The 21,584-nt window shown below is 55.2% G+C and carries 23 protein-coding genes, 1 tRNA gene and 2 pseudogenes; 14 read left to right on the plus strand and 12 right to left on the minus strand.

Features of this window, described 5'->3' with window-relative positions; translation table 11 throughout:
• Nucleotides 1–88 precede the first annotated feature (88 nt).
• Nucleotides 89–280 carry a hypothetical protein gene (locus tag ENN68_09555; GenBank protein ID HDS46305.1) on the plus strand — a complete coding sequence of 64 codons (192 nt, stop codon included), beginning with the start codon at nt 89–91 and terminating at the stop codon, nt 278–280.
• A 200-nt stretch (nt 281–480) separates the two neighbouring features.
• Here ENN68_09555 and ENN68_09560 read toward each other — a convergent pair whose 3' ends face one another.
• Nucleotides 481–792 (minus strand): MarR family transcriptional regulator, encoded by a 312-nt coding sequence (locus tag ENN68_09560; GenBank protein ID HDS46306.1) that lies wholly within the window; start codon nt 790–792, stop codon nt 481–483.
• Nucleotides 793–1,049: 257 nt separating this feature from the next.
• Between ENN68_09560 and ENN68_09565 the strand changes: the two genes are divergently transcribed.
• Both ENN68_09565 and ENN68_09570 read left to right on the plus strand, forming a co-directional pair.
• Nucleotides 1,050–2,075, plus strand: coding sequence for a hydrogenase expression protein HypE (locus tag ENN68_09565; protein HDS46307.1), 1,026 nt, complete (start codon nt 1,050–1,052; stop codon nt 2,073–2,075).
• 2 nt (nt 2,076–2,077) lie between these two features.
• Nucleotides 2,078–3,838 carry a hydrogenase gene (locus ENN68_09570; GenBank protein HDS46308.1) on the plus strand — a complete coding sequence of 587 codons (1,761 nt, stop codon included), beginning with the start codon at nt 2,078–2,080 and terminating at the stop codon, nt 3,836–3,838.
• Here the strand turns inward: ENN68_09570 and ENN68_09575 are convergent.
• Nucleotides 3,812–4,303: a hydrogenase maturation protease gene (locus tag ENN68_09575; protein ID HDS46309.1), complete on the minus strand. Its 492-nt coding sequence runs from the start codon at nt 4,301–4,303 to the stop codon at nt 3,812–3,814. The two genes, ENN68_09570 and ENN68_09575, sit on opposite strands and share 27 nt — an antisense overlap.
• A gap of 128 nt (nt 4,304–4,431) precedes the next feature.
• On the opposite strand from ENN68_09575, the gene ENN68_09580 reads away from it, so the two are divergent.
• The 4 genes from ENN68_09580 (at nt 4,432) to ENN68_09595 (ending at nt 6,930) form a co-directional block, all read left to right on the plus strand.
• Nucleotides 4,432–5,400, plus strand: coding sequence for a GTP cyclohydrolase I FolE2 (locus ENN68_09580; GenBank protein HDS46310.1), 969 nt, complete (start codon nt 4,432–4,434; stop codon nt 5,398–5,400).
• 2 nt (nt 5,401–5,402) lie between these two features.
• A tRNA-Met gene (locus ENN68_09585) sits at nt 5,403–5,476 on the plus strand.
• A 55-nt stretch (nt 5,477–5,531) separates the two neighbouring features.
• Entirely contained in the window at nt 5,532–6,557 is a 1,026-nt protein-coding gene (locus ENN68_09590) for a zinc-binding alcohol dehydrogenase (GenBank protein HDS46311.1), read from the plus strand.
• On the plus strand, nt 6,550–6,930 hold the full coding sequence (locus tag ENN68_09595; protein HDS46312.1) for a 6-carboxytetrahydropterin synthase: 381 nt from the start codon (nt 6,550–6,552) through the stop codon (nt 6,928–6,930). Before ENN68_09590 ends, ENN68_09595 begins: the two co-directional genes overlap by 8 nt.
• Here ENN68_09595 and ENN68_09600 read toward each other — a convergent pair.
• Nucleotides 6,898–7,986 carry a glycosyltransferase family 1 protein gene (locus ENN68_09600; protein ID HDS46313.1) on the minus strand — a complete coding sequence of 363 codons (1,089 nt, stop codon included), beginning with the start codon at nt 7,984–7,986 and terminating at the stop codon, nt 6,898–6,900. The two genes, ENN68_09595 and ENN68_09600, sit on opposite strands and share 33 nt — an antisense overlap.
• A 78-nt stretch (nt 7,987–8,064) precedes the next feature.
• Nucleotides 8,065–9,027: a class I SAM-dependent methyltransferase gene (locus ENN68_09605; protein HDS46314.1), complete on the minus strand. Its 963-nt coding sequence runs from the start codon at nt 9,025–9,027 to the stop codon at nt 8,065–8,067.
• Between the two features lie 75 nt (nt 9,028–9,102).
• On the opposite strand from ENN68_09605, the gene ENN68_09610 reads away from it, so the two are divergent.
• Complete coding sequence (locus ENN68_09610; protein HDS46315.1) at nt 9,103–9,861, plus strand: CDP-alcohol phosphatidyltransferase family protein; 759 nt, start codon at nt 9,103–9,105, stop codon at nt 9,859–9,861.
• 39 nt (nt 9,862–9,900) lie between these two features.
• On the opposite strand, the gene ENN68_09615 is transcribed toward ENN68_09610, so the two are convergent.
• From ENN68_09615 to ENN68_09630, 4 genes and pseudogenes are all read right to left on the minus strand, one after another.
• Nucleotides 9,901–10,431, minus strand: a complete 531-nt coding sequence (locus ENN68_09615) for a DUF2769 domain-containing protein (protein ID HDS46316.1) — start codon at nt 10,429–10,431, stop codon at nt 9,901–9,903.
• 74 nt (nt 10,432–10,505) lie between these two features.
• On the minus strand, nt 10,506–11,633 hold the full coding sequence (locus ENN68_09620; GenBank protein HDS46317.1) for a tRNA (guanine(10)-N(2))-dimethyltransferase: 1,128 nt from the start codon (nt 11,631–11,633) through the stop codon (nt 10,506–10,508).
• 82 nt (nt 11,634–11,715) lie between these two features.
• Nucleotides 11,716–11,959: pseudogene (locus tag ENN68_09625) on the minus strand (hypothetical protein).
• 24 nt (nt 11,960–11,983) lie between these two features.
• Nucleotides 11,984–12,421: a DUF4065 domain-containing protein gene (locus ENN68_09630; protein HDS46318.1), complete on the minus strand. Its 438-nt coding sequence runs from the start codon at nt 12,419–12,421 to the stop codon at nt 11,984–11,986.
• 271 nt (nt 12,422–12,692) lie between these two features.
• Between ENN68_09630 and ENN68_09635 the strand changes: the two genes are divergently transcribed.
• Both ENN68_09635 and ENN68_09640 read left to right on the plus strand, forming a co-directional pair.
• On the plus strand, nt 12,693–13,202 hold the full coding sequence (locus ENN68_09635; GenBank protein ID HDS46319.1) for an N-acetyltransferase: 510 nt from the start codon (nt 12,693–12,695) through the stop codon (nt 13,200–13,202).
• A gap of 213 nt (nt 13,203–13,415) precedes the next feature.
• Nucleotides 13,416–13,634, plus strand: coding sequence for a hypothetical protein (locus tag ENN68_09640; GenBank protein ID HDS46320.1), 219 nt, complete (start codon nt 13,416–13,418; stop codon nt 13,632–13,634).
• 15 nt (nt 13,635–13,649) lie between these two features.
• Here the strand turns inward: ENN68_09640 and ENN68_09645 are convergent, their stop codons facing one another.
• Nucleotides 13,650–15,191, minus strand: coding sequence for a DUF790 family protein (locus tag ENN68_09645; protein ID HDS46321.1), 1,542 nt, complete (start codon nt 15,189–15,191; stop codon nt 13,650–13,652).
• Between the two features lie 264 nt (nt 15,192–15,455).
• Here ENN68_09645 and ENN68_09650 point away from each other — a divergent pair, with 264 nt between their 5' ends.
• From ENN68_09650 to ENN68_09660, 3 genes are all read left to right on the plus strand, one after another.
• Nucleotides 15,456–16,226, plus strand: coding sequence for a hypothetical protein (locus tag ENN68_09650; protein ID HDS46322.1), 771 nt, complete (start codon nt 15,456–15,458; stop codon nt 16,224–16,226).
• Between the two features lie 528 nt (nt 16,227–16,754).
• Nucleotides 16,755–17,165: a VOC family protein gene (locus tag ENN68_09655; GenBank protein HDS46323.1), complete on the plus strand. Its 411-nt coding sequence runs from the start codon at nt 16,755–16,757 to the stop codon at nt 17,163–17,165.
• Nucleotides 17,166–17,221: 56 nt separating this feature from the next.
• On the plus strand, nt 17,222–17,677 hold the full coding sequence (locus ENN68_09660; GenBank protein HDS46324.1) for a hypothetical protein: 456 nt from the start codon (nt 17,222–17,224) through the stop codon (nt 17,675–17,677).
• Nucleotide 17,678: 1 nt separating this feature from the next.
• Here ENN68_09660 and ENN68_09665 read toward each other — a convergent pair whose 3' ends face one another.
• Entirely contained in the window at nt 17,679–19,025 is a 1,347-nt protein-coding gene (locus ENN68_09665; protein ID HDS46325.1) for a DEAD/DEAH box helicase, read from the minus strand.
• Between the two features lie 133 nt (nt 19,026–19,158).
• Here ENN68_09665 and ftsA point away from each other — a divergent pair.
• A pseudogene (gene ftsA, locus ENN68_09670) lies at nt 19,159–20,596 on the plus strand (coenzyme F390 synthetase).
• 59 nt (nt 20,597–20,655) lie between these two features.
• Here ftsA and ENN68_09675 read toward each other — a convergent pair.
• Both ENN68_09675 and metG read right to left on the minus strand, forming a co-directional pair.
• Nucleotides 20,656–21,072 carry a hypothetical protein gene (locus ENN68_09675; protein HDS46326.1) on the minus strand — a complete coding sequence of 139 codons (417 nt, stop codon included), beginning with the start codon at nt 21,070–21,072 and terminating at the stop codon, nt 20,656–20,658.
• A gap of 6 nt (nt 21,073–21,078) precedes the next feature.
• The gene (metG, locus tag ENN68_09680; protein ID HDS46327.1) at nt 21,079–21,414 is read right to left on the minus strand and encodes a methionine--tRNA ligase subunit beta; all 336 of its coding nucleotides are present in this window, start codon (nt 21,412–21,414) and stop codon (nt 21,079–21,081) included.
• Nucleotides 21,415–21,584 lie beyond the last annotated feature (170 nt).

Consider the following 21,584-nt stretch of genomic DNA (forward strand, 5'->3'; position numbering starts at 1 on the left):
CCACTGCATGTTTCTCAGGGAAAAGCTTGCAAGTCCATCATTAGGATGGGACACCGAGTTGGGACATCTCTTCATCCTTCTTTTTGGGATGAAGCCGGAAGTGGGGCTGTTCGGAACTACTGTTTTCTCCACCACTTCCGGGGTCTCGCCCTTCAGAAGCGACGGTGAATTATCAGCGATCTATCTGCACAGACAACTATCGAATAACAGAACTGATTTTGTTCTGGCCGATTCAGGGATGCTGTTGGATTGGAACTCCGCTTGGGACATCATCTATTGATCTTTTGGAGAGCACCATCTGAACGCCCGCCAGCGAATGATTGATTGTAGCAGCGAGGTGGCAGAAGGCGTGAACTGCCTACCGTGGTCAGCAACAAGTAGGCGTATGTGAACGAGCAATACTCCGCTTCGCCCGATCGCAGTGATCTCTATTATTTAGAGCTATGCATCAGTTCAAAGGAGCTTGTGTACCGTAAGAACTCACCTTTGTGCCTCACAAGGTGCGGAATTATCTGCCAAACATTCATCAAAATCATCAAAGAACGATATCAATAATTTGACCAGTTCACAGTTCTCGTTCAAGTTTAAAGTCCTCATTTTTTTCCCTATATGGTTCTCTTTGATGAGGCCCTTCTGTAGTAAAGGCGTAATGACCCGTGCGACACTCGAATGTGACAGCCCCGTATCCTCTGCAATACCTGAGAGATAGCATACCCGGTCACGATTTCTAATCAGATATGCCAAAACAACGATATGTGCTGTATGCCCCAGTATCGCTTCAAAGTTATCCATGTCCCGAGCACATACTACAATAGTTGGTATACCGTGACATAAAAGACTTTCGGTTTTGAAAAGATGTGTTTACCATACTTTTCAGATATGTAATTATTTGATATAACCCTATATATCCTAAAAAATCATCATTAACGCTAAATTTTTATTATAAATGGTCCTGAACGTCGATTCCGCGCAAACAAGGGTGGTTTAAATAGGGTCATGGTCAACAAATAATCATATTCGTCGAAAAAGAGAAAATTTGGGTAAGAAAGATGAGTGAAGAACTGAACCTGATCTGGCTTGAAGGACAGGACTGTGCGGGATGCACGATCTCAGCCAAACAAGCGAGCAACCCGACGCTTATCGACGCTTTAACCGGTGCTATTCCCGGGGTGGACAATCTGAAACTGGTCTTCCATCCGACGCTGATGTTCGACTGGGGCGACGATGCAACGAAGATTCTCGTTGATGCCATGGACGGTAAGTACGACCCGTTTGTCTTGATCCTCGAAGGCGCTATTCCTGATGAAGCAAAGGCAGATCCCGGTGTCTTCTGCGTGATCGGGGAGCACGAGGGCAAGCTGCTCATGCTGAGCGACGTGGTCAAGCGTCTCGCAGACCGGTGTGCGGCAGCCGTTGCTGTCGGTACCTGCGCGTCCTTCGGTGGGATTCCGCATGGCGCGCCGAACCCAACAGGAGCTCAGGGCTTGCTGGACTATCTCGGAAAGGATTGGACAGGAGCCCTCGGACTACCGGTCATTTGTGTCCCCGGCTGTCCACCGCGACCGGATAATATCGTGCAAGTGTTAGGGCACGCGGTACTTGCGGCCAGAGGCCTGGCGCCGCTTCCAGAGCTTGACGAGTGGCATCGACCGGTAGAAATTTACGGCCACCTGATGCACGAGCTCTGCTCTATCTGCGGCTTCTACGCGGGTGGCGTGGATGCACACAACTTTGGGGATACCGGTTGCCTCGGTGCGCTAGGCTGCAAGGGCATCATTACCCACTGCAATGCGAACACCTGGGCAGATGGCTACGGTGGGTGCACAACGATTGGCGTGCCCTGCTTCGGCTGTACCCATCCGGACTTCCCGGACGCTCCAACCTCGCCATTCTTCGCCAAAGCGCCCGCAATGCCGTTCATCATTGAGAACATCAAGGGCATGCTGGCACACAGCGAGATGGGCTATCAGCGCCTGAAACCCGTGATCGAGCAACTGATGCCGATGCTCCCGGAATTCATGGAAGAGCTCGAGAAAATGATGGAAGCGGAGAAAGATAAGGAGAGGAAGATCTAACAATGTCAATAGAACAGCTCAAGGGTGGCGAGCGCGAACTGACGATCGAGCCGATAACGCGAATTGAAGGGCACCTCGGTGTGCATGCGAAGATCGATACCGGTGCACGGAAGATCAAGGACGCATACGCCTACAGCCCGATGTTCCGGGGGTTTGAAGTGATCCTCGTGGGGCGCGAGCCCTCGGAAGCGGTCATGATCACCCAGCGCTGCTGTGGTGTATGTCCGGTGCCGCACGCGCTCTCGTCAGTTACCGCCTGCGACCAGACCTATGGCGTAACACCGCCACCCATGGGCACGGCGTTACGCGATCTCGTTCACGGCGCAGAGCACCTGTACGATGCTGAGGTTGGCGTGGTCAACCTCGAGGGCCCGGACTACAGCGAGATGGCGATGAAGAAGTTCAATCCCACCTGGTGGGACGAGGCGCAGAAGACGAAGGCGGAGCACAGCGCTGTGCACGGTTTCGCCACCGTTGCGGACATCATGACCGCGCTGAACCCACTGGCTGGTGAGCTGTATCTCAGGTCACTGCTGGTCCAGAAAGACGGGCACAATATGGCCGCGATCTTCGGGGCGAAGCACCCGCACGTGCATTCCTTTGTACCGGGCGGTATCGCCAAGTGGAATCTCTCGATGACCGATCTGGAGTCGTACCTCACGCTCCTGATGCACCATGTGGCCTTTACCAAGGAGCTGGTGACCGCAAGCGACGACCTGCTCAACTTCGTGCTCGAGCAGGGCTACGAAGACGTTGGTGCGCGAGATCTGAACCTCCTTTCCGTCGGCTCTTACAACGATCCCACCGCGTATTCTGCGGTCTATGAGGAGATGACCGATTGGGGCCGCAAGCGACTGATCTCGCCTGGCGTTATTCTCAACGGCGAGCTTGTCACGACCGATCTCGTGGAGTTTAACGCGGGCGTACGCGAATACATCGGCAGTGGCTGGTACGAGGAGCAGTGGGCGAAGGAAATCGAGGCCGACCCGGCAGGGAATACGCTCGAGTACGAGCATCCGTGGAACAAGCGCACGCTCCCGCAACCCGGTAAATACGGTGAATGGGCTTCGAAGTACTCCTGGGTTACCGCACCGCGATGGAAGAACTGGAAGGGCGATGGCAAGGATTACTCGCTTGAGCTTGGGCCACTGGCACGGCTATGGGTAACCGCGAAGGCGCAACTGGTCCCTGAGTCCACGGGCACCAGCCTCAAGTTCGAGCTGCCTGCTGCACTGATTCCCGGGTTCAAGTACGCGGACAGCATGGCCTTCGAGTGGAAGATCCCTGAGAAGCCGAATGCGGTCGAGCGCGTGAGAGCGCGTGCGTACTTCCATGCGTATGCCGCATACTGCATGCTCCAGCTGGCCATGAAGGGGCTTGAGCTCATGAAGGCGGGTAAAACGAAAGTCTGGACCCCCTATGAGAAACCCCAGAAGGGCATCGGCGTTGGCTTCAGCGAGGGTATGCGTGGTGCGTGTTCCCACTGGTGCGTGATGAATAACGGTGTCATCAGCAACTACCAGTACCATGCACCAACGACCTGGAATTCCTCGAGCAGAGATCCTGCAGGGAACTCGGGAGCGTATGAAGAGGCACTGATACAGTCGCCAATCACCGAAGCCGGTGACCCGGCGGGCTGGAAGGGCATTGACATCGTGCGAACCATTCGCAGCTTCGACCCGTGCCTGGGCTGTGCGGTTCAGGTACACATCGGCAAGAAGATCGTGAAGCACGACCTAGTGCCCTACGCAATGCCGCTCTAAGACCTTCCGGACAAGATCGACCACCTTTGGCACTGCGGCAGCAACCGGAGGGGTCATTTTTTCGGACATCGTGATCTCCTGGATCTCGCAGCCGAAGACCATAATGGTAGGAGGAAGCGTACCAATCGCCCTGGCGTAGACGAGCAGGTCTTCCAACGATGCCTCACGGATGTCGTAGATGAAGGCATGCTTCTCTTCGTCAGAGCGTAACGCTTCGACTTCCTCCGCCTTTATTTCCGTTTTATAAATCGTACCAGGCTTGCCGCCCTTTTGCACGGCGTCAATAAAAATCACCAGATCATAGTCGCCGAGATCGGTAGCCAGCGTCACGCCGCACATGCCCACATCACGCACCTCCACAGTACCGGGCAGCGCTTCCCTTTGCAGTGCTTCAACGGCATGGGGTCCAAAGCCGTCGTCACCCTGGTACTTATTACCACTTCCAGCCACGAGTATCTTTGCCATAGCTCTTCTCAGCGCGGTGATACAGGCGATTGACGCATGCTGCGGTTCAAAAAACCGCGTACTGCGTGAACAGAATTGGATGCTATTTAAATAAGAAGGTTAACACTTAAGGTGTAGCACGGAAAATCATGACGATAGAACTGCCAGATGTGCAAGCGTACAGTCCCGACATCAAGATCAACCTGACGCGCGTGGGTGTGACGAACGTGAAGAAACTCGTGGAGGTTGCACGCGGTGGCGGGAAACGCCCAATTGTGCTCGTCTCTGATTTTCATCTCTTCGTGGATCTCCCCAGTGATATCAAAGGTGCGAACATGTCACGGAATTTGGAGGCGATGTACGAGGTGCTGGACGAGGCGATCAGCAGCACGATCTACGACGTTGAGGATCTCTGCAGTGGTGTGGCCAGGCGGTTGCTCCAGCGGCATGAGTACGCATCCACGGCCGAGGTAGGGATGAAGAGCGAGTACGTGCTGATGCGAAAGACGCCAGTAATGAGAATTACCTGTCAGGAGCCGGCAATAATACTTGCGGAGGCGCGAGCATATCGAGATACGACGGGCGGCAACGAGGAAGGGATGCGCATTAAGAAGACGATCGGCGCGGAGATCACGGGTATCACCGCCTGTCCGTGCGCGCAGGAGCTGATGCGCGATAAAGCGGCGGCGGAATTGGCGAAACGGGGCATGTCGTGGGAGGATATAGGATCCTTCCTGAGCAGCATTCCGCTGGCGACGCATAACCAGCGCGGGCGGGGCATCATCACGCTCGAGGTCGAGGACAACGTCAGAATTCCGCTTGATAAGATCATCGGGATCATCGAGCGCTCGATGAGCGCGAAGACCTACGAGATCTTGAAGCGGCCGGACGAGGCGATGATCGTGGAGACCGCGCACCGGCGGCCGATGTTCGTCGAGGATTGCGTACGTGAGATGGCGAAGCAACTGGTGGAGTCCTTTGAGTACCTGCCCGATGATTCCACGGTGACCATCAAGCAGATCAATGAGGAGAGCATCCATCAGCACAACGCCGTGGCCGAGCGCGTAGCCACACTGGGCGATCTGCGCCGCGAGTTGCGCGACGCGTCTTCAGGTTAGAAGCCGGGGTGGCCTAGTTGGTTAGGGCGCCAGACTCATAATCTGGAAGTCGCGGGTCCGAATCCCGCTCCCGGCATCAAAACTCTTTTCGGTACCGTGGTACTTTTCAACAGTAGAAGGCATGCTACGCTATGCCACGACGCACAAGTCTCTGGTTCCTTGATCGGAAGAAGATCGGCTTCAGAGAGGATGAAGTTGCGATCACGGGTGAGGATGAACTGCTGGTCGAGACGCTTTATTCAGGCATCAGCCACGGCACAGAGCGCTTGATCTATCGCGGCGAGGTGGCTGAGGGTCTTCAGCTCGACGCAGCGTTGACGCACTTTGAGGGAGCGTTTCCCTTCCCCGTGAAATACGGGTATTCGAACGTGGGGACGATCAAGGAAACCGGCACCGGAGTCACGCAGTTTCACAACGGTGATCGCGTTTTTGCGTTCGTGCCGCATGAGACCGCATACGTGATCCGCGAGTCGGAGGCGATACCACTGCCTGGCGGCGTGGAACCACTGTACGGGGTCTTCATCCCGAGCCTGGAGACTGCGGTGAACGCTGTCCTTGATTCCGCTATCAAATTGGGCGAGACCGTTGTGGTCTTCGGTCAGGGCGTCGTTGGTCTCTTCATCACGCAACTGATGCGTCGGGCGGGAGCGGGCACCATTGTCACGGTGGACGCACTGGCGTCAAGGCGGCGGTTATCTCTGGAGTTCGGGGCGGACTATGCACTCGAGCCAGCCACGGCGGATTTAGCGCGGACAGTTCAGGAGCAGACGAACGGCGTGGGTGCCGACCTGATCGTCGAGGCGAGCGGCTCACCGCGGGCGCTGGATGCCGCACTACCTTTAGCGGCTTTTCAGGCGCAGATCCTCGTCGTCTCCTGGTATGGGACAAAGCGTGTTACGCTCAATCTGGGCGAGGAGTTTCACCGTAAACGGCTATCCCTAAAGAGCTCTCAGGTCTCCTTCGTTGACCCGGCCCTGAGCCCACGCTGGAACAAGCAGCGGCGGATGGCACTCGTGCTCGGGCTCTTGGGTGAATTGAACCAGCAGGTATTGCGGAATGCGACGCGAATGGTAGCGTTCGAGGAGGCCGCGTCAGCGTATGCGGTAATCGATGCGCATCCAGAGGAGGCGCTGCAGGTGGTGCTGAGCTATGTATGAGATCGGGCTAGAGGCGGAGTTTGAGGCACGGCATTACTTAGTTGGCGATTTCGGGCCGGAAACGCACCTGCACAAACACCACTATCGCATACGGGTAATGGTAGCGGGCGAGGATTTGGGTGCTGATGGAACGCTCTATGACATTGCCAAACTCCCGGAGTGGCTGCGTGCGATCCTGTCAGCGCTCGACGATCAGACGCTGAACGAGGTTCCGGGATTGCAGGGTATGAACCCAACGGTGGAGCATCTCAGCCGGTACCTGCATGAGCGCTTCACCGAAAAGCTCAGAGCAGATCGCGGAGCGGATCGAATTACTGATGTAAAGATCACGGTCTGGGAATCACCCACGGCGTTCTCCACGTATCGCTGCTAGCACGGTGAAGATCTGCTTACCGCATTCGTCCCAGGTGTTCAGGTTCCGCGTTTTTTCGTAACTTCTGCGGCCACAGTGATCGCGGAGTGTGGGATCGGCCGCGAGTTTCTGGATGGCATCGGCGAGCGATGCACTATCGTTTGGCGGGACAAGGAAGCCGTTCTCACCGTCGGTGACGAGTTCGGGTATGCCGCCACAGCGTGTGGCAACGATCGGCAGTCCAAATGCCATCGCCTCGGCAACCACGATTCCAAACGCTTCGCAGAGAGAGGGCAGCACGAAGATGTCCGCGTCCGCGTAATAGCTAGCGAGCTTATCGGGCGGCTGCTGCCCGTGGAAGCGTACACGGTTCTCGAGTCCATAACGAGTCACGCGCGCCTTAAGTCTCTGCGAATAGCGTGGCTCGCGGTGCTCGTCGCCGATGATATCCAGGGTAAGAGCCGGGTCGTTCAGGCGCGCAAGCGCTTCGATGAGTGTATCCAGGCCTTTCAGCGGCGTGATGTTCGCGACGGTCAGGAGTTGCAGGGTGGTGCGATCGCGCGCCTCACGCGGGTCTGGCGCCCTGGTACCGGAGAGGGGGAGATCACAGCCGGGATGGATTACCGTGATTGAGGCACCAGGGATCCCCATGGTTTCGAGTTCTGCTTTAGTATGATGGCTGTTAGCAATAACGCGATCGGCGGTTTTGAGTACGTGTGTCTCGATGAATCTGACGTAACGTGCTTTCAGGCTGTTCCTGGCAGCCTTCCACCAGAGCATATGCACGATGACGACTATCTTTGTCTGCGTTGTGACTGTGAGCCAGTGATTGAAGAGGCAGAGCGCGGGATGCGCCATCTCGTCCTCCAGCACGACAGCATACCGTCGCCACGGGAATCGGAAGCAGAGCGCAATAGTGGAGCACAGGTGTAGCAGATAGGGGACGGGGAGCGCGGGAATACGGACCACCTCGGTCTCTACACCGTGAGCCCGGAGATACTCAACCGCTTTGCGCATGTACAGATAGCCACCGGTCAAGGCGTCAATGTCCCCGAGGACGATCGTCGCTATTTTCATGCTGCTTCCTTGTTCGTTAACACGGATTGCTCAGCGTGCCCGAGTACTGCTTCGATGGCGATACCCTGCCCCAGGCGCTCACCGAGCAGATAGAATGGTTGTGAAAGCATAGTCGCGATCAGCGCTCTGCCGGTACGCACCGATAGTGGTAACTTCCGCCACTCCTGGGTGCCCGCGCGGATTACAAGCTCTCTCACCTCGAACCCGACACGGTCGCATGCTTTCCGCAGCGACGACTCGGTAAACCCTACAACATGATAGGGGGTATGCAAATGGACTCAAGAAGGGTGACGTTTCGGGACAGAGCACTTTCGAGACGGTGTTACGGACTCGCGCTACGAGTGCCGCCTGGTTCGTCACAGTGAGAAAGAGCACGCCCTGCGGGCTCAGTATCCGGCGGAGCTCCCGGAGCATCCCCAGCGGTTCCGGGAGATGCTCGAGCACACTGTCAAGATAAATAGCATCAAAGTAGTGGTCTGGATACTTCGCCTCTTCCAGGAAGCCGAGGAACACCTCAATCCCCAGCGAGCGTTTCACGGTGTCCGCAAAGAAGGACGAGACCTCCTGCCCATGAACCTCCCAGCCGCGCTGGCGTGCCTCGCGCAAACCGTAACCGAGCCCGCACCCGACCTCAAGGAACGTGTGAATGGGACACCGGGCGTGGTATTCGAGGCGATTAAGCCGCCGCTGCGGGTTGTGCGTTGTTTTTACCGCTTGCCACCAGGAGCTCAGTTCAGGGAAATAGTCCTGCCCGTAGATCTTCTGAAGCGCTGCAAGATCCCACAACGGCATCGGCTGGGTGTAAAAGAAACCACAGCAGTGACATCTCACGATGGAGACGGTACGTGCCACGAGGGCCGGGCGGAACCGCTCCTCTATACTGGGGCGCCCCACACACGCGTACTGCTCGGCACCACAGATAGCGCACCGAACATGCCGAAACCGCGGGTGCAGTTCAGTGCCCAGGTTATGGATGGCGATCGGTAAAGGGTCCTGTTCAGCGTCCATAGCCATCATGGTGGTCTTCCTCGACGCACTCACGCGGTTCACGTGGCACAGTTAATAGAATAGTTATAAGTTCTCGATTATCGCGATATGTATACAGCACGCTGAGGCATGCAGCTCACAGTGGATATGAAGGGGTTGCTCGGCAAGAGCGCGGGAGATACGCTCTTAATAGGATTATTGATGCTGCTGGGCGTGGCAACCATATTTGCGTTCCGGTTCGCGCTTGGTTTGCGGTATATCGGTGCCGTTGTCGCGGCGTATCTTCTTTTCACATCGGCGGTTCTCGTGACATGGCCACGGCATCCGCCTCAGCTCAAGTTCGGGATTGCGAACGGGGTGACCTTACTGCGGGCTATTGGTGTCTGCCTGATTGTGGGTACGCTTGCTCTGGATACATTACGGCCCCAGCTCGTCTGGATGGTTGCCGGCATAGCAGGATGTAACCTACTGCTCGACGGCTGTGATGGCCGACTCGCCCGGCATTACGGGATCACTTCGGCCTTCGGCGCACGCTTTGATATGGACGTTGATGCGCTGCTGATCATGGTTTTGTGTGTGGTGCTGGTCGTCCATTATGACATGGCCGTATGGGTACTGGCAATCGGGCTTTTACGGTATTTTTTCGAGGGTGCCGGGCTGCTCAGGCCCTGGCTTCGTGCACCTTTAACAACCAGTACGCGGGGCAGAGTTATCGGATCCTATCAGATATGTACGCTGATAGTGGCGCTTGTATCACGGCCCACAATAGTGCGCGAAATACTGCTGGTCTCTGCTCTACTGCTGCTGATATATTCCTTCACGATCGATATTTGGTCGTTATACCGGCGTGCTACGCACGCGTTACCAGCACTGAGCAGCAACAGATAGTAAGCAGAGCCTGTATCGTTCGTTTGTAATAGTGCCTTTTTATTCGACCTTAACTGATTCCTTCTTCTGCTCCTCTTCGACTTCCAGCTTCTTCTTGTACTCCTGGAGCTCCGCGATCTCCTTCTCGATCGCTTTCGTGATGGTCTTCAGGGTCCAGATGCGACCATCGATGATCGAAGAGGCGACCTTCGTCGGTTGCGGGATCGCGTCCTCGATGTTCTTGGAGACGCCGGTTGCGATATCGGCCGCGACTTTGAACGGTACGAACGAGGCGCCGATGAGCGTCTTGATCGCTTTGCCCAGGTCTTCGTCCCAGCCGGTGCCGACGGCACAGTAATAACCACCGAGGAGATGATACGTGCTGTGGACGGGGCACTGGCCGCAGATGCAGCCCTCACGTTTCAGGTCGCAGCCGGTCTTGCCGCGCGCGCAGAAGAGCCCTTCCATGCCCGTCTTCATGCACTCGTTATAACTGGGACAGCTCGGACAGATGCACTGCTTCATATTTTCAGGGGTATCGGATACCTTCATCATCTTATTCCACCTCCTTGCTTGCTTGCTTGCGTGCATTACTATAGCTGAGGGCTGCTAATAAGCTTTCCGCCCACCCGCCTCATGTCTGCACGGTGCCCCGGTGCGATTACTTACAGCCGTTGCAAAATCGCCTGTAGCTCGTTGATCCGCGCGTTCGTCTTGATCCCGGTCGCGGCGAAGATCGTGCGACTGGCCTCGAACCCGTTCTCTTCCAGCGCATCGATAAGCGCGATGAGCGGTGGTGGCTGGATCCTCAATGCTTTGCAGAGCGCATGGTGCTCGAAGAAGAAGGGTATGTCAAGCTCGTGGATGCTGGTGTGCAGGATCTTCATCGCCTCACGCTGCTGACCGAGCGGTCGGGTTGCCAGGTCTGTATGGACACGCTCGCAGAAGGCAGGATCCTTGATCGGATGGGTATACAACGGCCCGGAAAGCTGCAGCATCGCGCCACAGCACGCGCATTGGTTGGAGGTGTTCAGATTCAGCAGGTCGCGGCAGGGGAAGGCGAACCGGTGGCCGCAGGTGAAGCAGTGCGCGATGAACCCGAGCCGTGACACGGACGCATCAGCCTTTTTCGCGCCTCTTTCGACCTGCATGATGAGCCGAATGAAATGCACGGCGGCGTACGAGAGGAGTGGTTTAACGGCCTTGTCGTGCCGGGCGAGCTCGCGGGTGACCTTGCCCAACAGAACGCGCGTGCCCATCTCGGCGTGATACTCAGTGTTCAATGGTCGCGCGCCGTAGTTCCGCAGGCCGCCGGTGTGCGCGCCGCACAACGGCGCCGTGTCCGTGGCCGTCACCAACAGCAGTTTTTTTGCTGACTGGCAAGCCGCGTCGAGAAAAGGAACCGGCGACCCGAAAGGGTCGAGATCGACAATATCGTAATGCGTGCGGTGCAGCAGAACGTTCGCGTTATCGTGCGATGCGGTTGCGCTGTTTTCGACGCCGTTCACGTGAATATTACGGGTGATGAGCTCGAACGCGGGCGTGCTGTGGTCGTTGACGGTCACGTCCAGGGCACCGACTTCATGAGCAACGCGGACGCCGCGTGCCCCGGTGCCAGCGAGTGCGTCCACATAACTAAGGGCGGGTGATGGTGATGAAGCGAGAAAGACGGCGAGAGAGGCGACATCAATGTCGCGACAGAGTTCCATCCGGGGATTGTAGAACATCGAATGGGTGAGGTGCTGCTCAGGGACAATGATGCGGGTGGTACCTTCGGTAAGTTCGGTGAACATGGGATAGTAGATTTAACGTTTTTGCACTTAAAAGTCCATTTTGGATGCTATGGCAGGTTTTGAAATGAAATACCGTTTCATTCTATTCATTTTCCTTATCGCCCTTGTAGTATATCTCTATCAGCGTGACTTCATCCCTATCACTGTTATATGCATAGATTATGCGGATGCCACTCCTGCCTCCCCGCTTAAGATCTCGCGACCTGAAATGTCGGACTTTATATAGTGGAACGCTGATCTCCTCTCCTCTCTGAGTCCTGAAATATGGACGGTCCTCGGTCTATATTTTTATACTTTTTACGCAGTTTTTTTAGGTCCTTTTCGAACTCATTTTAGTGACCTGAAAGAACTCAGTCCTCCTCGTATTCTCGGACAGAGAACAGGGCGTCTCTGTAGAATACCAATTCGTAGTCGATAATATCGCCCTCGGCAGTTGCTTTATACGGTATATCTCGGTGGGAAAATGCGCTTATCTGTGTTGCATTCATACTGCAGTATTTCGCGATATCATTCTCGATGACCTGGAGCTCATTTGCCGTCAGCAGATCCAGTGATGGCTTTTTAACGGGGCGGAATTTCTGCTGGTCGAACGTGCCGAACGCCACAACAGTGGTCTCGATTTTTCCCTCTGCTTCCAGTTCCCGCACCGCGTAATCAAAATGGCTCGGCGCTGGCCCGTGCTCCAACTTGCGATACAATTCGCCGGTTAACTTCTCCTCGTACAGCTCGTAGTATATAATCGAAATCCGAGAAGTAAAGGAGCTTGAAGAGTACGGTCTTCCCCACATTCTCCAGCGAGCTGCACTTGAAGATGAGGTAAGAGGTGAAAATCGCCATCGAGCTCTGGTTAAAGGTTGCCGAGAAAGAGGGCGGGAGATATCGCAGCCGCGTGGAAAAGAACTGCTCACGACGCTTTATGAAACCGCTTTAGGTACCGTCGAACCGCAAAAGGTGTGATCTGTTGCTCGAATGAGCTCCATCTTGGGATTGTAGAACATCGATCGGGTGAGGTATTACTCCCCGTTTTTTATTATAAGCCAAATATGGGTTCTTTATTTGATGCACAGGGCACTATACCATTTACTGCTGGAGGACATGAAGGGCCTGGAAATACTCGAGTTTGACCCGGCCTATGCGGCCGATTTCAAGCGCCTGAATCTGGTCTGGCTGGAGCGATATTTCCAGGTGGAGCCCTTGGACAGAACTGTCTTGAGCGACCCGGAGGAAACGATCATTAAACCGGGTGGCATGGTCTTCTTTGCACTCCTCAATGGTGCGGTGGTGGGCACCTGCGCGCTTATCAGGCACACTGAGGGGCTCTTCGAGCTCTCTAAGATGGCCGTTGCGGATGCACATCAGAGAAAAGGCATCGGCACGCAGCTCCTCAGCCATGCCATCGCGTGGGCGCGATCGCAGTCGATAGCGAAGCTCTTCGTGGAGACCAATACGGTACTGGAAAGCGCCGTGCGGCTCTATCAGCGCATCGGGTTCCGCATAACCGCACACGACCGCGCGGACGCACACTATGACAGAACCAATCTCAAATTGGAGCTCGATCTGCAACAGTAGCGCAGCGCAGACCGAACCAGAAAGCGTTTATGCTACGATTCGCAAGCATACGTTTGCTTTATGTATCATCCCGAATGTGAACGAAGAGAATAAGTAGAGAGTGATGCAACGACCGCTGCTTATCCTGGCGTTCTCTGGAATTGGTGGAATCCCCGGCTCTTCCGCAAGCCCGCATCGATCGACCAGGCACTGGATCTCAAAAGGGGTACTCCGGTGCCAGAGTATCACCGTCGTGTGCCGAATATCTTGAGTGCGATCTCAGGGATTGGTGCTATATTTGTCATCTGGGGTGTTGCGACAATTGCGATCTGGCCAACGATACTCGGCGTCGCCCTCGTTTATCTCGGCAAGCTGTGGTTCATTGACCGGATGGTCTGGCTGTACGAGAACACGAAGGCTGCAACTAGGGAATACACACGCTGGCTCTATTAATCGATACCCAAACACTCATCGAACCCCAATACTTGCCGCATCCATATCCAACCCTTTCCACGTTACTTTGTATCCGAGATACGCCAGCACCTCGTCCGCATTCGTTAAGCCCGCTTCCTCAATGATCGCACGCGCTTTCACGTACTTCTCGATGCCCAGCAGATTCTCCTTGAGGTCTTTGAGCACGTTCTTGTTGACCACAACATCTTTGAACATAACGTACTGGGGATCATTCACGCACTTCTTGACTGCGTCCTGACTCATTCCGTATTTCCGTGCGAGTTCAGCGAGCAGGATAATATCGCCTTCAAGCGCTATATGCTTGTCCGCCAGCGATTCAACCTGTTTCGCGATAGCTTCGCGCTCGAGCGCGGTCAGGTACCGAACCACCTCACCCACGGGCACCTTCTTCGTATAAAGGATCAAAGGTTGATCGATACCGAACCCGAACGGCTCGGCGTTGAAACACGCCAGGTTCTTGTTGATCGCAACGAGCATCGTAAATGGTAATGATCCTATCTTAGCTAATTTGCGCTTGAGATACGTCTCGGTCCAGAATCCGACGATCTCGAAGTACGTTTCCAGATCCAATTCTCTATGCCGGAACTTGAAATCCGGGATGAACACGCCGCGCCGGGTGAAGATAACCTCAGGCTCCCTGATCAACTCCCAGTTCTTCGCGATGGGTAACGAGACGAACTCATTGTAGAATTTCTGCTCGATGCTGCTATCAAAGCTGGTTTCCAGGTCGTCCGCCTTCTGCTCGTCGCTCGTCACTAAGGGCATATCGCGGCTATCCATGATAAAATGGTAGATCCGCGGCAGGTTTCCCCGTCGAATGACGATCTCGGCGTCCAGTATCCACGACTCGCTCCTGATAATGGCGGGTAACAATTTCGCCAGAGCGGTGCCGTATCGCTCACTCAGCTTCAGCAACGAAGAAGCGCCCTCGATCCGTATTTTGTTCCCGTCTTCAGGCAGGTACATCAGCCCGAAATACTTGATCGCCCTGAAGAGTTCAGGCGCTTTTCCCGTTACGGTAAGCGTCATGCCCGTGGCCCTAAACAGTAACGTCTGTGCCAGTGAGCGATTGTACTTTTTTATGAGCTCTTCTGCAGTGAGCGGCTCGAACTGCTCCAAAACCACCTCTGAGTCCAGATCAGCCCATAATGACTGCTCCAGCTCCGCTACGGTGATTTTCAGGCTTTCTGCGACATTGGCGATGACGGCGGCGCGTTCTCGAGGGTGGGTTACGTTGACGTGACGGGCTGCCTCAAACACAGCTCGGCGTGCACGTACAGGCTCGATGGCGAAGCGAGAGGTGAACGTGCATCGCCGTTCCAGCAACGTCCTGAGTCCGCGCACCCGTTTGAAATGCAGGCCCTGCTCGAGCTCATCGAGCAGCTCCGCAAGCTCGCTCTTCTTCCTGCCACTGAAACTGCGGTAGACCTCGATCAGCTCCTGTGCCCGCTCTAAATTCTCGGGGTTCACTTCGAGGAAATCGGGATAGATCCGGTCCTTTCGTGTGCGCGTGATGAGCAGTTCACCAGGGAGCATCTTTACGTACTAACCATAAAGAGCGTTTTCGATGGTAAAAAATCGTGAAACGGATTCAAGTAGTAATAGAATCATGGGCACGATCAGGGCATAGACATAGAGAAAAATATCAGGCGGCGAGGTTAGCTCCTCACGTGATCGATTTGAATAATATCCTCACTCACCCTTTAGCATATGTCACTATGATTACCGAAAACTTTATATGAGGGCTAGCATATCCCATTAAGCCAATAGTATCCCTCATCTAAAGCGTGATACCGTGCGATGAAAAGCGACATGAACACCTCGAAAAAAAACTTGCGGGCCGCTGGTGCACTTGTAATCATATTTCTCTTTGTCATCGTGCTCGGGTTCGGGGTATTCGCATTTAATTATGAGTATGATAAGGTCCTTCTTTACCCGCTATTCGTTGTTTACGGCGTGGGCGCTTTGCTGGCTTGCTTGGCTCTCGTGGTCATCGTCCTTTCCGCGCTAAACTTATCCGATCCCAAAGGCGCGCTTGGCCTGCCCGAAGGAAGTGTACGGGCCATTATCGCCTTGAGCCTCCTAATTATCTTTATCATCACAGCCACGTTCTTGTACTCGAATATTGCTAGCCCTATACCTGGTAACGATACTGTTAACAATACCGTACTATATACCGAACGCGTAAAATTTGCTCAGCAGATTCTCACAACAGTGAGCACTCTTGTAGTTGCGGTAGCCGGCTTCTACTTCGGTACAAGATCCGTCCAAGAGGCACGCGGGGTCAGTGAACAGCCAAGCCCGAGCCTGCACATCCTGAAGCCTGAGTCGCCCGTCACGTTGGATGGGGCCCCTGGTACGGAGCTGACTATCGAGGTAGAGGCACGCGGGGCAGCTATCTCCTGGGGAAAACCGCCCTCAGGTGATACTGACGGGACCATTGAGCATATAGAGCCCGGGAAGTTCAAATACAAACGAGGAACAAAGGCTGAAACAAACGTGATTCTGAAATTTTCTCTGGTTGATCATCCCGAGGTAACTAAAGAGCTAATCGTTGAAAAAACCAAGTGAATGACCTGCCGGTGTCTGGCTTATGCTTGATTCCGAGGGGCAGCAAGTTTAGGTGTCTCAGGATCTTCCAGGTACTCTTCGATCAGATCTGCTATGCTTTCTTTGACCTCATCCTCGGTCCTTCCCTGTGTGCCTATCGCAAGGAGCGGGCACGACGCAAAGCCATTCACCTGCTTTACTGATGACTACAGAGAACGAAATGATGCCCCTATTTTTCTTTTGTTTTAATTTAATCATCTTTAAATGTTGCGTTAATCGTGGCTTCATCCCCAAAAGATGAAGAGCTAAGATAGATAAGCATCACGACAGTCGTGCAAAAGACGAAGTTCCGATGGAAGGAAGCTTCTCTGCGTCCTTGGTGGGATCCACGCTTTTCATTTTGCTTTAACGCTCTCCTTCAAAGCTGCCAGTGTACAGGTATTTCTTCACGCTATCGACTTTTGGGATGAAGCCGGGCGCTCCGGAACCTACTTATATACACAGAACACATAATCACCGTATTGGTGGGGTGGGATCTGTAGAAAAATTATGAATAGGATAGTACATTTTGAGATACAGGCAGATGACCCCGAAAGGGCTGCAAAGTTTTACACGGACGTGTTTGGTTGGGAGATACATGAATGGGTCTTACCCGGCGTCAAGATGCGGGATGAGAATCGGTACTGGATGGTGACGACCGGACCCGAGACCGAGCCAGGTATCAACGGTGGTCTCGTGTTTCGCCGGGGCCCTGCACCGATCGAAGGACAACGTGTTAACGCTTATGTGTGTACCGTGAGCGTTGCCAACCTGGATGAGTATCTTGACAGAGCGCTCAAATCCGGTGGAAGCGTCGTACTGCCTAAGATGGCAGTAAAAAATATCGGTTGTGTCGCTTACTGCAAGGACACTGAGAATAACATCTTCGGCATGATGCAAGAGGATGAGAACGCACCATAGCGATCGCAGCTGAAAGTGAGACGGAGGCAGGTACATCGATACAAACTATCGTCTCGATGAATAGGGGCAAAATGCGGGAAGCGAATAAAAAGAAGAGTGGACCGCGCTGGTATTTGGTGATACTCGTTATAACGCTTCTTATTTCTGTAACCGGCTGTGTCAGGAATCAGGCAGAGGTCACTGCAGAACCCGGAGAAGTGTTCACCATCGGCATTGGTCAGAGCGCCCGAATAACGGGAGAAGACCTGGTAATAACGTTCGAGGAAGTTATCGGCGATAGTCGCTGTCCCCGGGATGTTGTCTGCGTCTGGGAAGGGGTAGCCAGCAGCCACGTCCGGATCACTCATCAGGGAACAAGCTATTCACTGGTGCTGAACCAGCCGGGGCTGACGGAGCAGGCACAGGAAGCATTTATCAACTATACACTGACTTTCAGTCTCCACCCTTATCCCAGAGCGGGCGAAGAGATATCTGCCGGGGAGTACCGGCTGACCCTGACTGTCTCAAAGTAGTTCAGCGGGATTCATTTTCGCTACTCTTGCGCCGCCTCGAAATCCCCACCTCACTGGTACCTTTCGAGACGATCTCGTACAGTACTGCAAGCTTACCTGCTCGTTTCCTTAGGATACGCCCGAGCCGCTGCTTGTACTCGCGCTTGCTCCCGCTGCCGCTCAGAATAACGCCCACCGACGCCTCAGGCACATCAATGCCTTCTTCGAGCACCTTCGAGGTGACGATCACGTTATACGTACCGGTTCGGAACCGGTCAAGGATCTCTGCACGCTCCTCTTTCGGCGTGGTATGCGTGATCGCCGGTATCAAAAACGCCTTCGAGATCGCATAGACGAGCGAGTTGTGCTCGGTAAAGATGATCGTGCGCTCGCCGAAATGCGTATCCAGTATCTTCGCCAGTGCCGCCAACTTCGACCGCGAATTCAATGCGATACGCCGTGCACGGTTACGTGCCAGTAGCGCTTCGCGCGCCTTCTGATCGCGGCCAGTTCGCATGACGAACCGCTGGAAGTCACGCGGTGTGCGCAGGACGACACGTTTCTGTTTCAGGAATTCGGTGAACACACGGTAATATCGCTCGTACTCTGCGCGTTCATCGTCCGTGAGGTCAGTCACGATCTTCCGGGTGGTATATTCCGCCAGGTGCGTGCCGGTCAGTTTCTCAACACCGATCTCATAGACCTTGCCGCCGATCAGCCGTTCGAGCTCGGTATGCAGGCCGTCCTCGCGCTCGTACGTCGCGGTCAGGCCCAGCCGGTATGGTGCGACGAACAGCTCCGCGATGCTCGAATACCCGGGCGAGGGCAGATGGTGCACCTCATCAAAAATCAGGAGCAGGAACCTGTTTCCGAGCTCATCGGCACGCAGGTACGCGGTATCGTAGGTCGCCACGGTAACGGGTTGCAAGTCGTGTGCTTCACCGCTGTAGGTGCCCACCGTAATGTTAAGTGCCTTTTCAAGCTCACGACGCCACTGCCGCACCAGCTCCAGGGTCGGCACGACCACCAGCGTCGGTACGTTCAGCCTGGCGATTGCCGTGATCCCGATGACCGTCTTGCCCGCGCCGGTTGGTAGGACGAGAACGCCCTGCTTCGTATGCAGCCAGCGCTTTAATGCGTCCGTCTGGTAATCACGCAGCTTCACGGTATCCCGTAACGCAGGCATCGGCGGGATGTCCAGAACGTCATCCGTGTAGTCGAGCCGGGAGAGCTTGAGGTACTCGATGATATCTTTATAGAAGAGCGGCAAGCACCGGTAAACGCCCGAGCGCGCGTCCCAGACGGTATGTGGCAGTTTGAAGTTGCTCGTGACGGCGAGCGTCCCCTTTTCGTAGCGTACGGCGATCACGGTTTCTCAGCATTAGTTAGTTAGTACGGCATGAACGATTAAATGATGAGCCCGTGCAGCTGCTTTGGTGCTTAAAACCGCGGCTGGCCTCGCAAGGCCCCCGTGGGCTATATAAGCCTCCAGCCCTGTTCTTATGGCAATGAGTGGCAACGTATCGTATTTTAATGGGGCCGTGGAGACGCTGGATCGCGGCGATCTCGATGCGCTTATCGATGAGCGTATCCGCTACACGGTCACCTTTGCGAACGAGCATTCACCCTTCTACCGGCGTTGGTTCCGCGAGCATAAGATCAACCCTGGGAGCATCCGCGTGCACGAGGATCTGCGCGAACTGCCGATCATCTCGGGCCAGACGATCCGGGAGCATCAGCCCCCCGAAACGCCTGAATTCGAGTTCAAAAGCCTCGACTGGCGTGAGGTCTTCACGCTCCATGAGACCAGCGGCACGAGCGGCACGGGGAGTGGATCGACCTCGTATTAACCGCAAACGGTTCTTCACGCTCCATGAGACCAGCGGCACGAGCGGCACCCCGAAGGCCTTCTTCCTCTCATGGGCGGACTGGCAGCGGTACGCCGAGAAGTACGCGCGAATATTCGTGTCGCAGGGGTTCGGGCCCGGCGATCGCGTGGTCGTCTGCGCTTCCTACGGGATGAACGTGGGCGCGAACACGATGACACTCGCGGCACAGAAGGTCGGCATGACCATTATCCCGGAAGGTAAATGCGCCTTTCCGTTACGTATCTTGCAATCGTACAAGCCGACGGGCCTTGTGGGGAGCGTCTTCAAGCTCATACGGCTCGCGCGACGGATGCAGGCCGAGCATATCAGACCACCGGACTCGAGCGTTGAGCGGCTGGTGGTCGGTGGTGAGAGTTTCGCTGATGAGTCGCGCACGTATCTCGCGGAGCTCTGGGGTTGTGACGTTTACAATACCTACGGGAGCACGGAAGGCACGATGTGCGGCGAGTGCAGTGAGCTGAAGGGGCTCCATGTACCCGAAGATATGGTGCATCTGGACGTGTATGATCCGCATCTGGCGGACTTCGTGCCTGAAGGCGAGTGTGGTCGCATGGTGCTTACCACGCTCCTGCCCGTGGGTGAGACATGCGGCACGCTCCTGCTCAACTACGATACTGAGGATACGACCGTTGTGCTCTCACGAGACCGCTGCACCTGTGGACGAACGCATCTGCGGATCATGACTCCACAGCGCGAGGCCGAGACCTTCTGGGTCGCGGAGACGCCGTTCAACCGTGTGGACGTCGAACGCGGCGTCTTCCAGCGTGAGAACATGGAGTACCTGACGGGCGAGTACGAGGCGTTCCTGTATGGTGGCGATGATGAGGGCGAAACCACGATGCGGGTGAGCGTCGAGTGCTTCGACCCGGAGAAATGCGACCGGGCGGCAGTCGAAGATAACTTTCTCAAAGCGTTCTTCCAGTACAAACAGCGGCTGGCAGAGGCGCACGCAGAAGGGACATTTGCCATTATCTTTAACTTCGTCGGGCCTCAGGACCTGGAGCTCTACCGTGTCAAGGGTCGCCCAAAACGCATCGTGGATCGGCGCTAGAGCCGCTTACGCCTGTGCATGCATGCATGCATGCATGCATGCGTGCGTGTGTGTGAGCGCTATCTCCGGCAGTCGCGGACCAGCTCCGCTTCGTTCTCCCGCACCAGGTGCTTGACCAGCTCGAGCTCTTCACAGGACCCGAAACGAGCTTCCGTTTTTGCTAATACTTCCTCTGCCGTGAGGGAAGGTGCCATCCTGACATAATCCAGCACATAATGTAAATACCACGCTGTAACGTAAGCGCTCCCCTTACGCTGCGTGAACCGCAATTGGAGATACTTCGGGATTTTCATGATCGTCTCGAAGTCGTGCGACCAGGCCAGCGGCAGAATGAGCCGCTCACCCTCCCGTTCACAGAACTCCCTGAATCCCGCGCAGGAATCCGGGAAATCGCTCAGATGATTCACGAACCGCGTAACGTCCTCAGGCAGCCTTAGCCGAGCCGCCCACTTCTCGTGTACCTCCCAGGACGGCATAGCGCTTCAGCGCACGCGACTGCCCGCAGGCACGTCCTTATCAGGATGCAGGAGAATCGGCTTACCACCGACCTCCGCGGCCAGGATCATGCCGCGACTCTCAACACCCATCAGCGTCGCCGGCTTCATATTCGCCACCAGGGGCACAAGCTGCCCGATCAAAGCCTCCGGCCGGTACTCGTCCGCAATACCGGCAACGAGCTGCCTCGTCTCGCTCCCCAGGTCCACCTCCAGTCGAAGCAGCTTCTTGGTTCCTTTTACCTGCTCGGCCGCGACGATCTTCCCGATACGCAGATCCAGCCGCGCGAACTCATTCATCTCTATTATCGCTTCTTCCGCCATGCTCTCGACCTCTTTCTATCGCTAAGAAAGCAGTTGCATCACTAAAGTACCCAAACTCCGCAAATTAACCCATAGGTAGCGCCTCAGGGAAGAGCGAGCACATCTGTCGTGCCCGCTTGGGTATCTGTGCGAAGTACTCACGTCCACTCCGTTCCACGATCTTCATCACC

The organism is Methanomicrobia archaeon, from assembly GCA_011049045.1.
Taxonomy (GTDB): domain Archaea; phylum Halobacteriota; class Syntropharchaeia; order Alkanophagales; family Methanospirareceae; genus JACGMN01.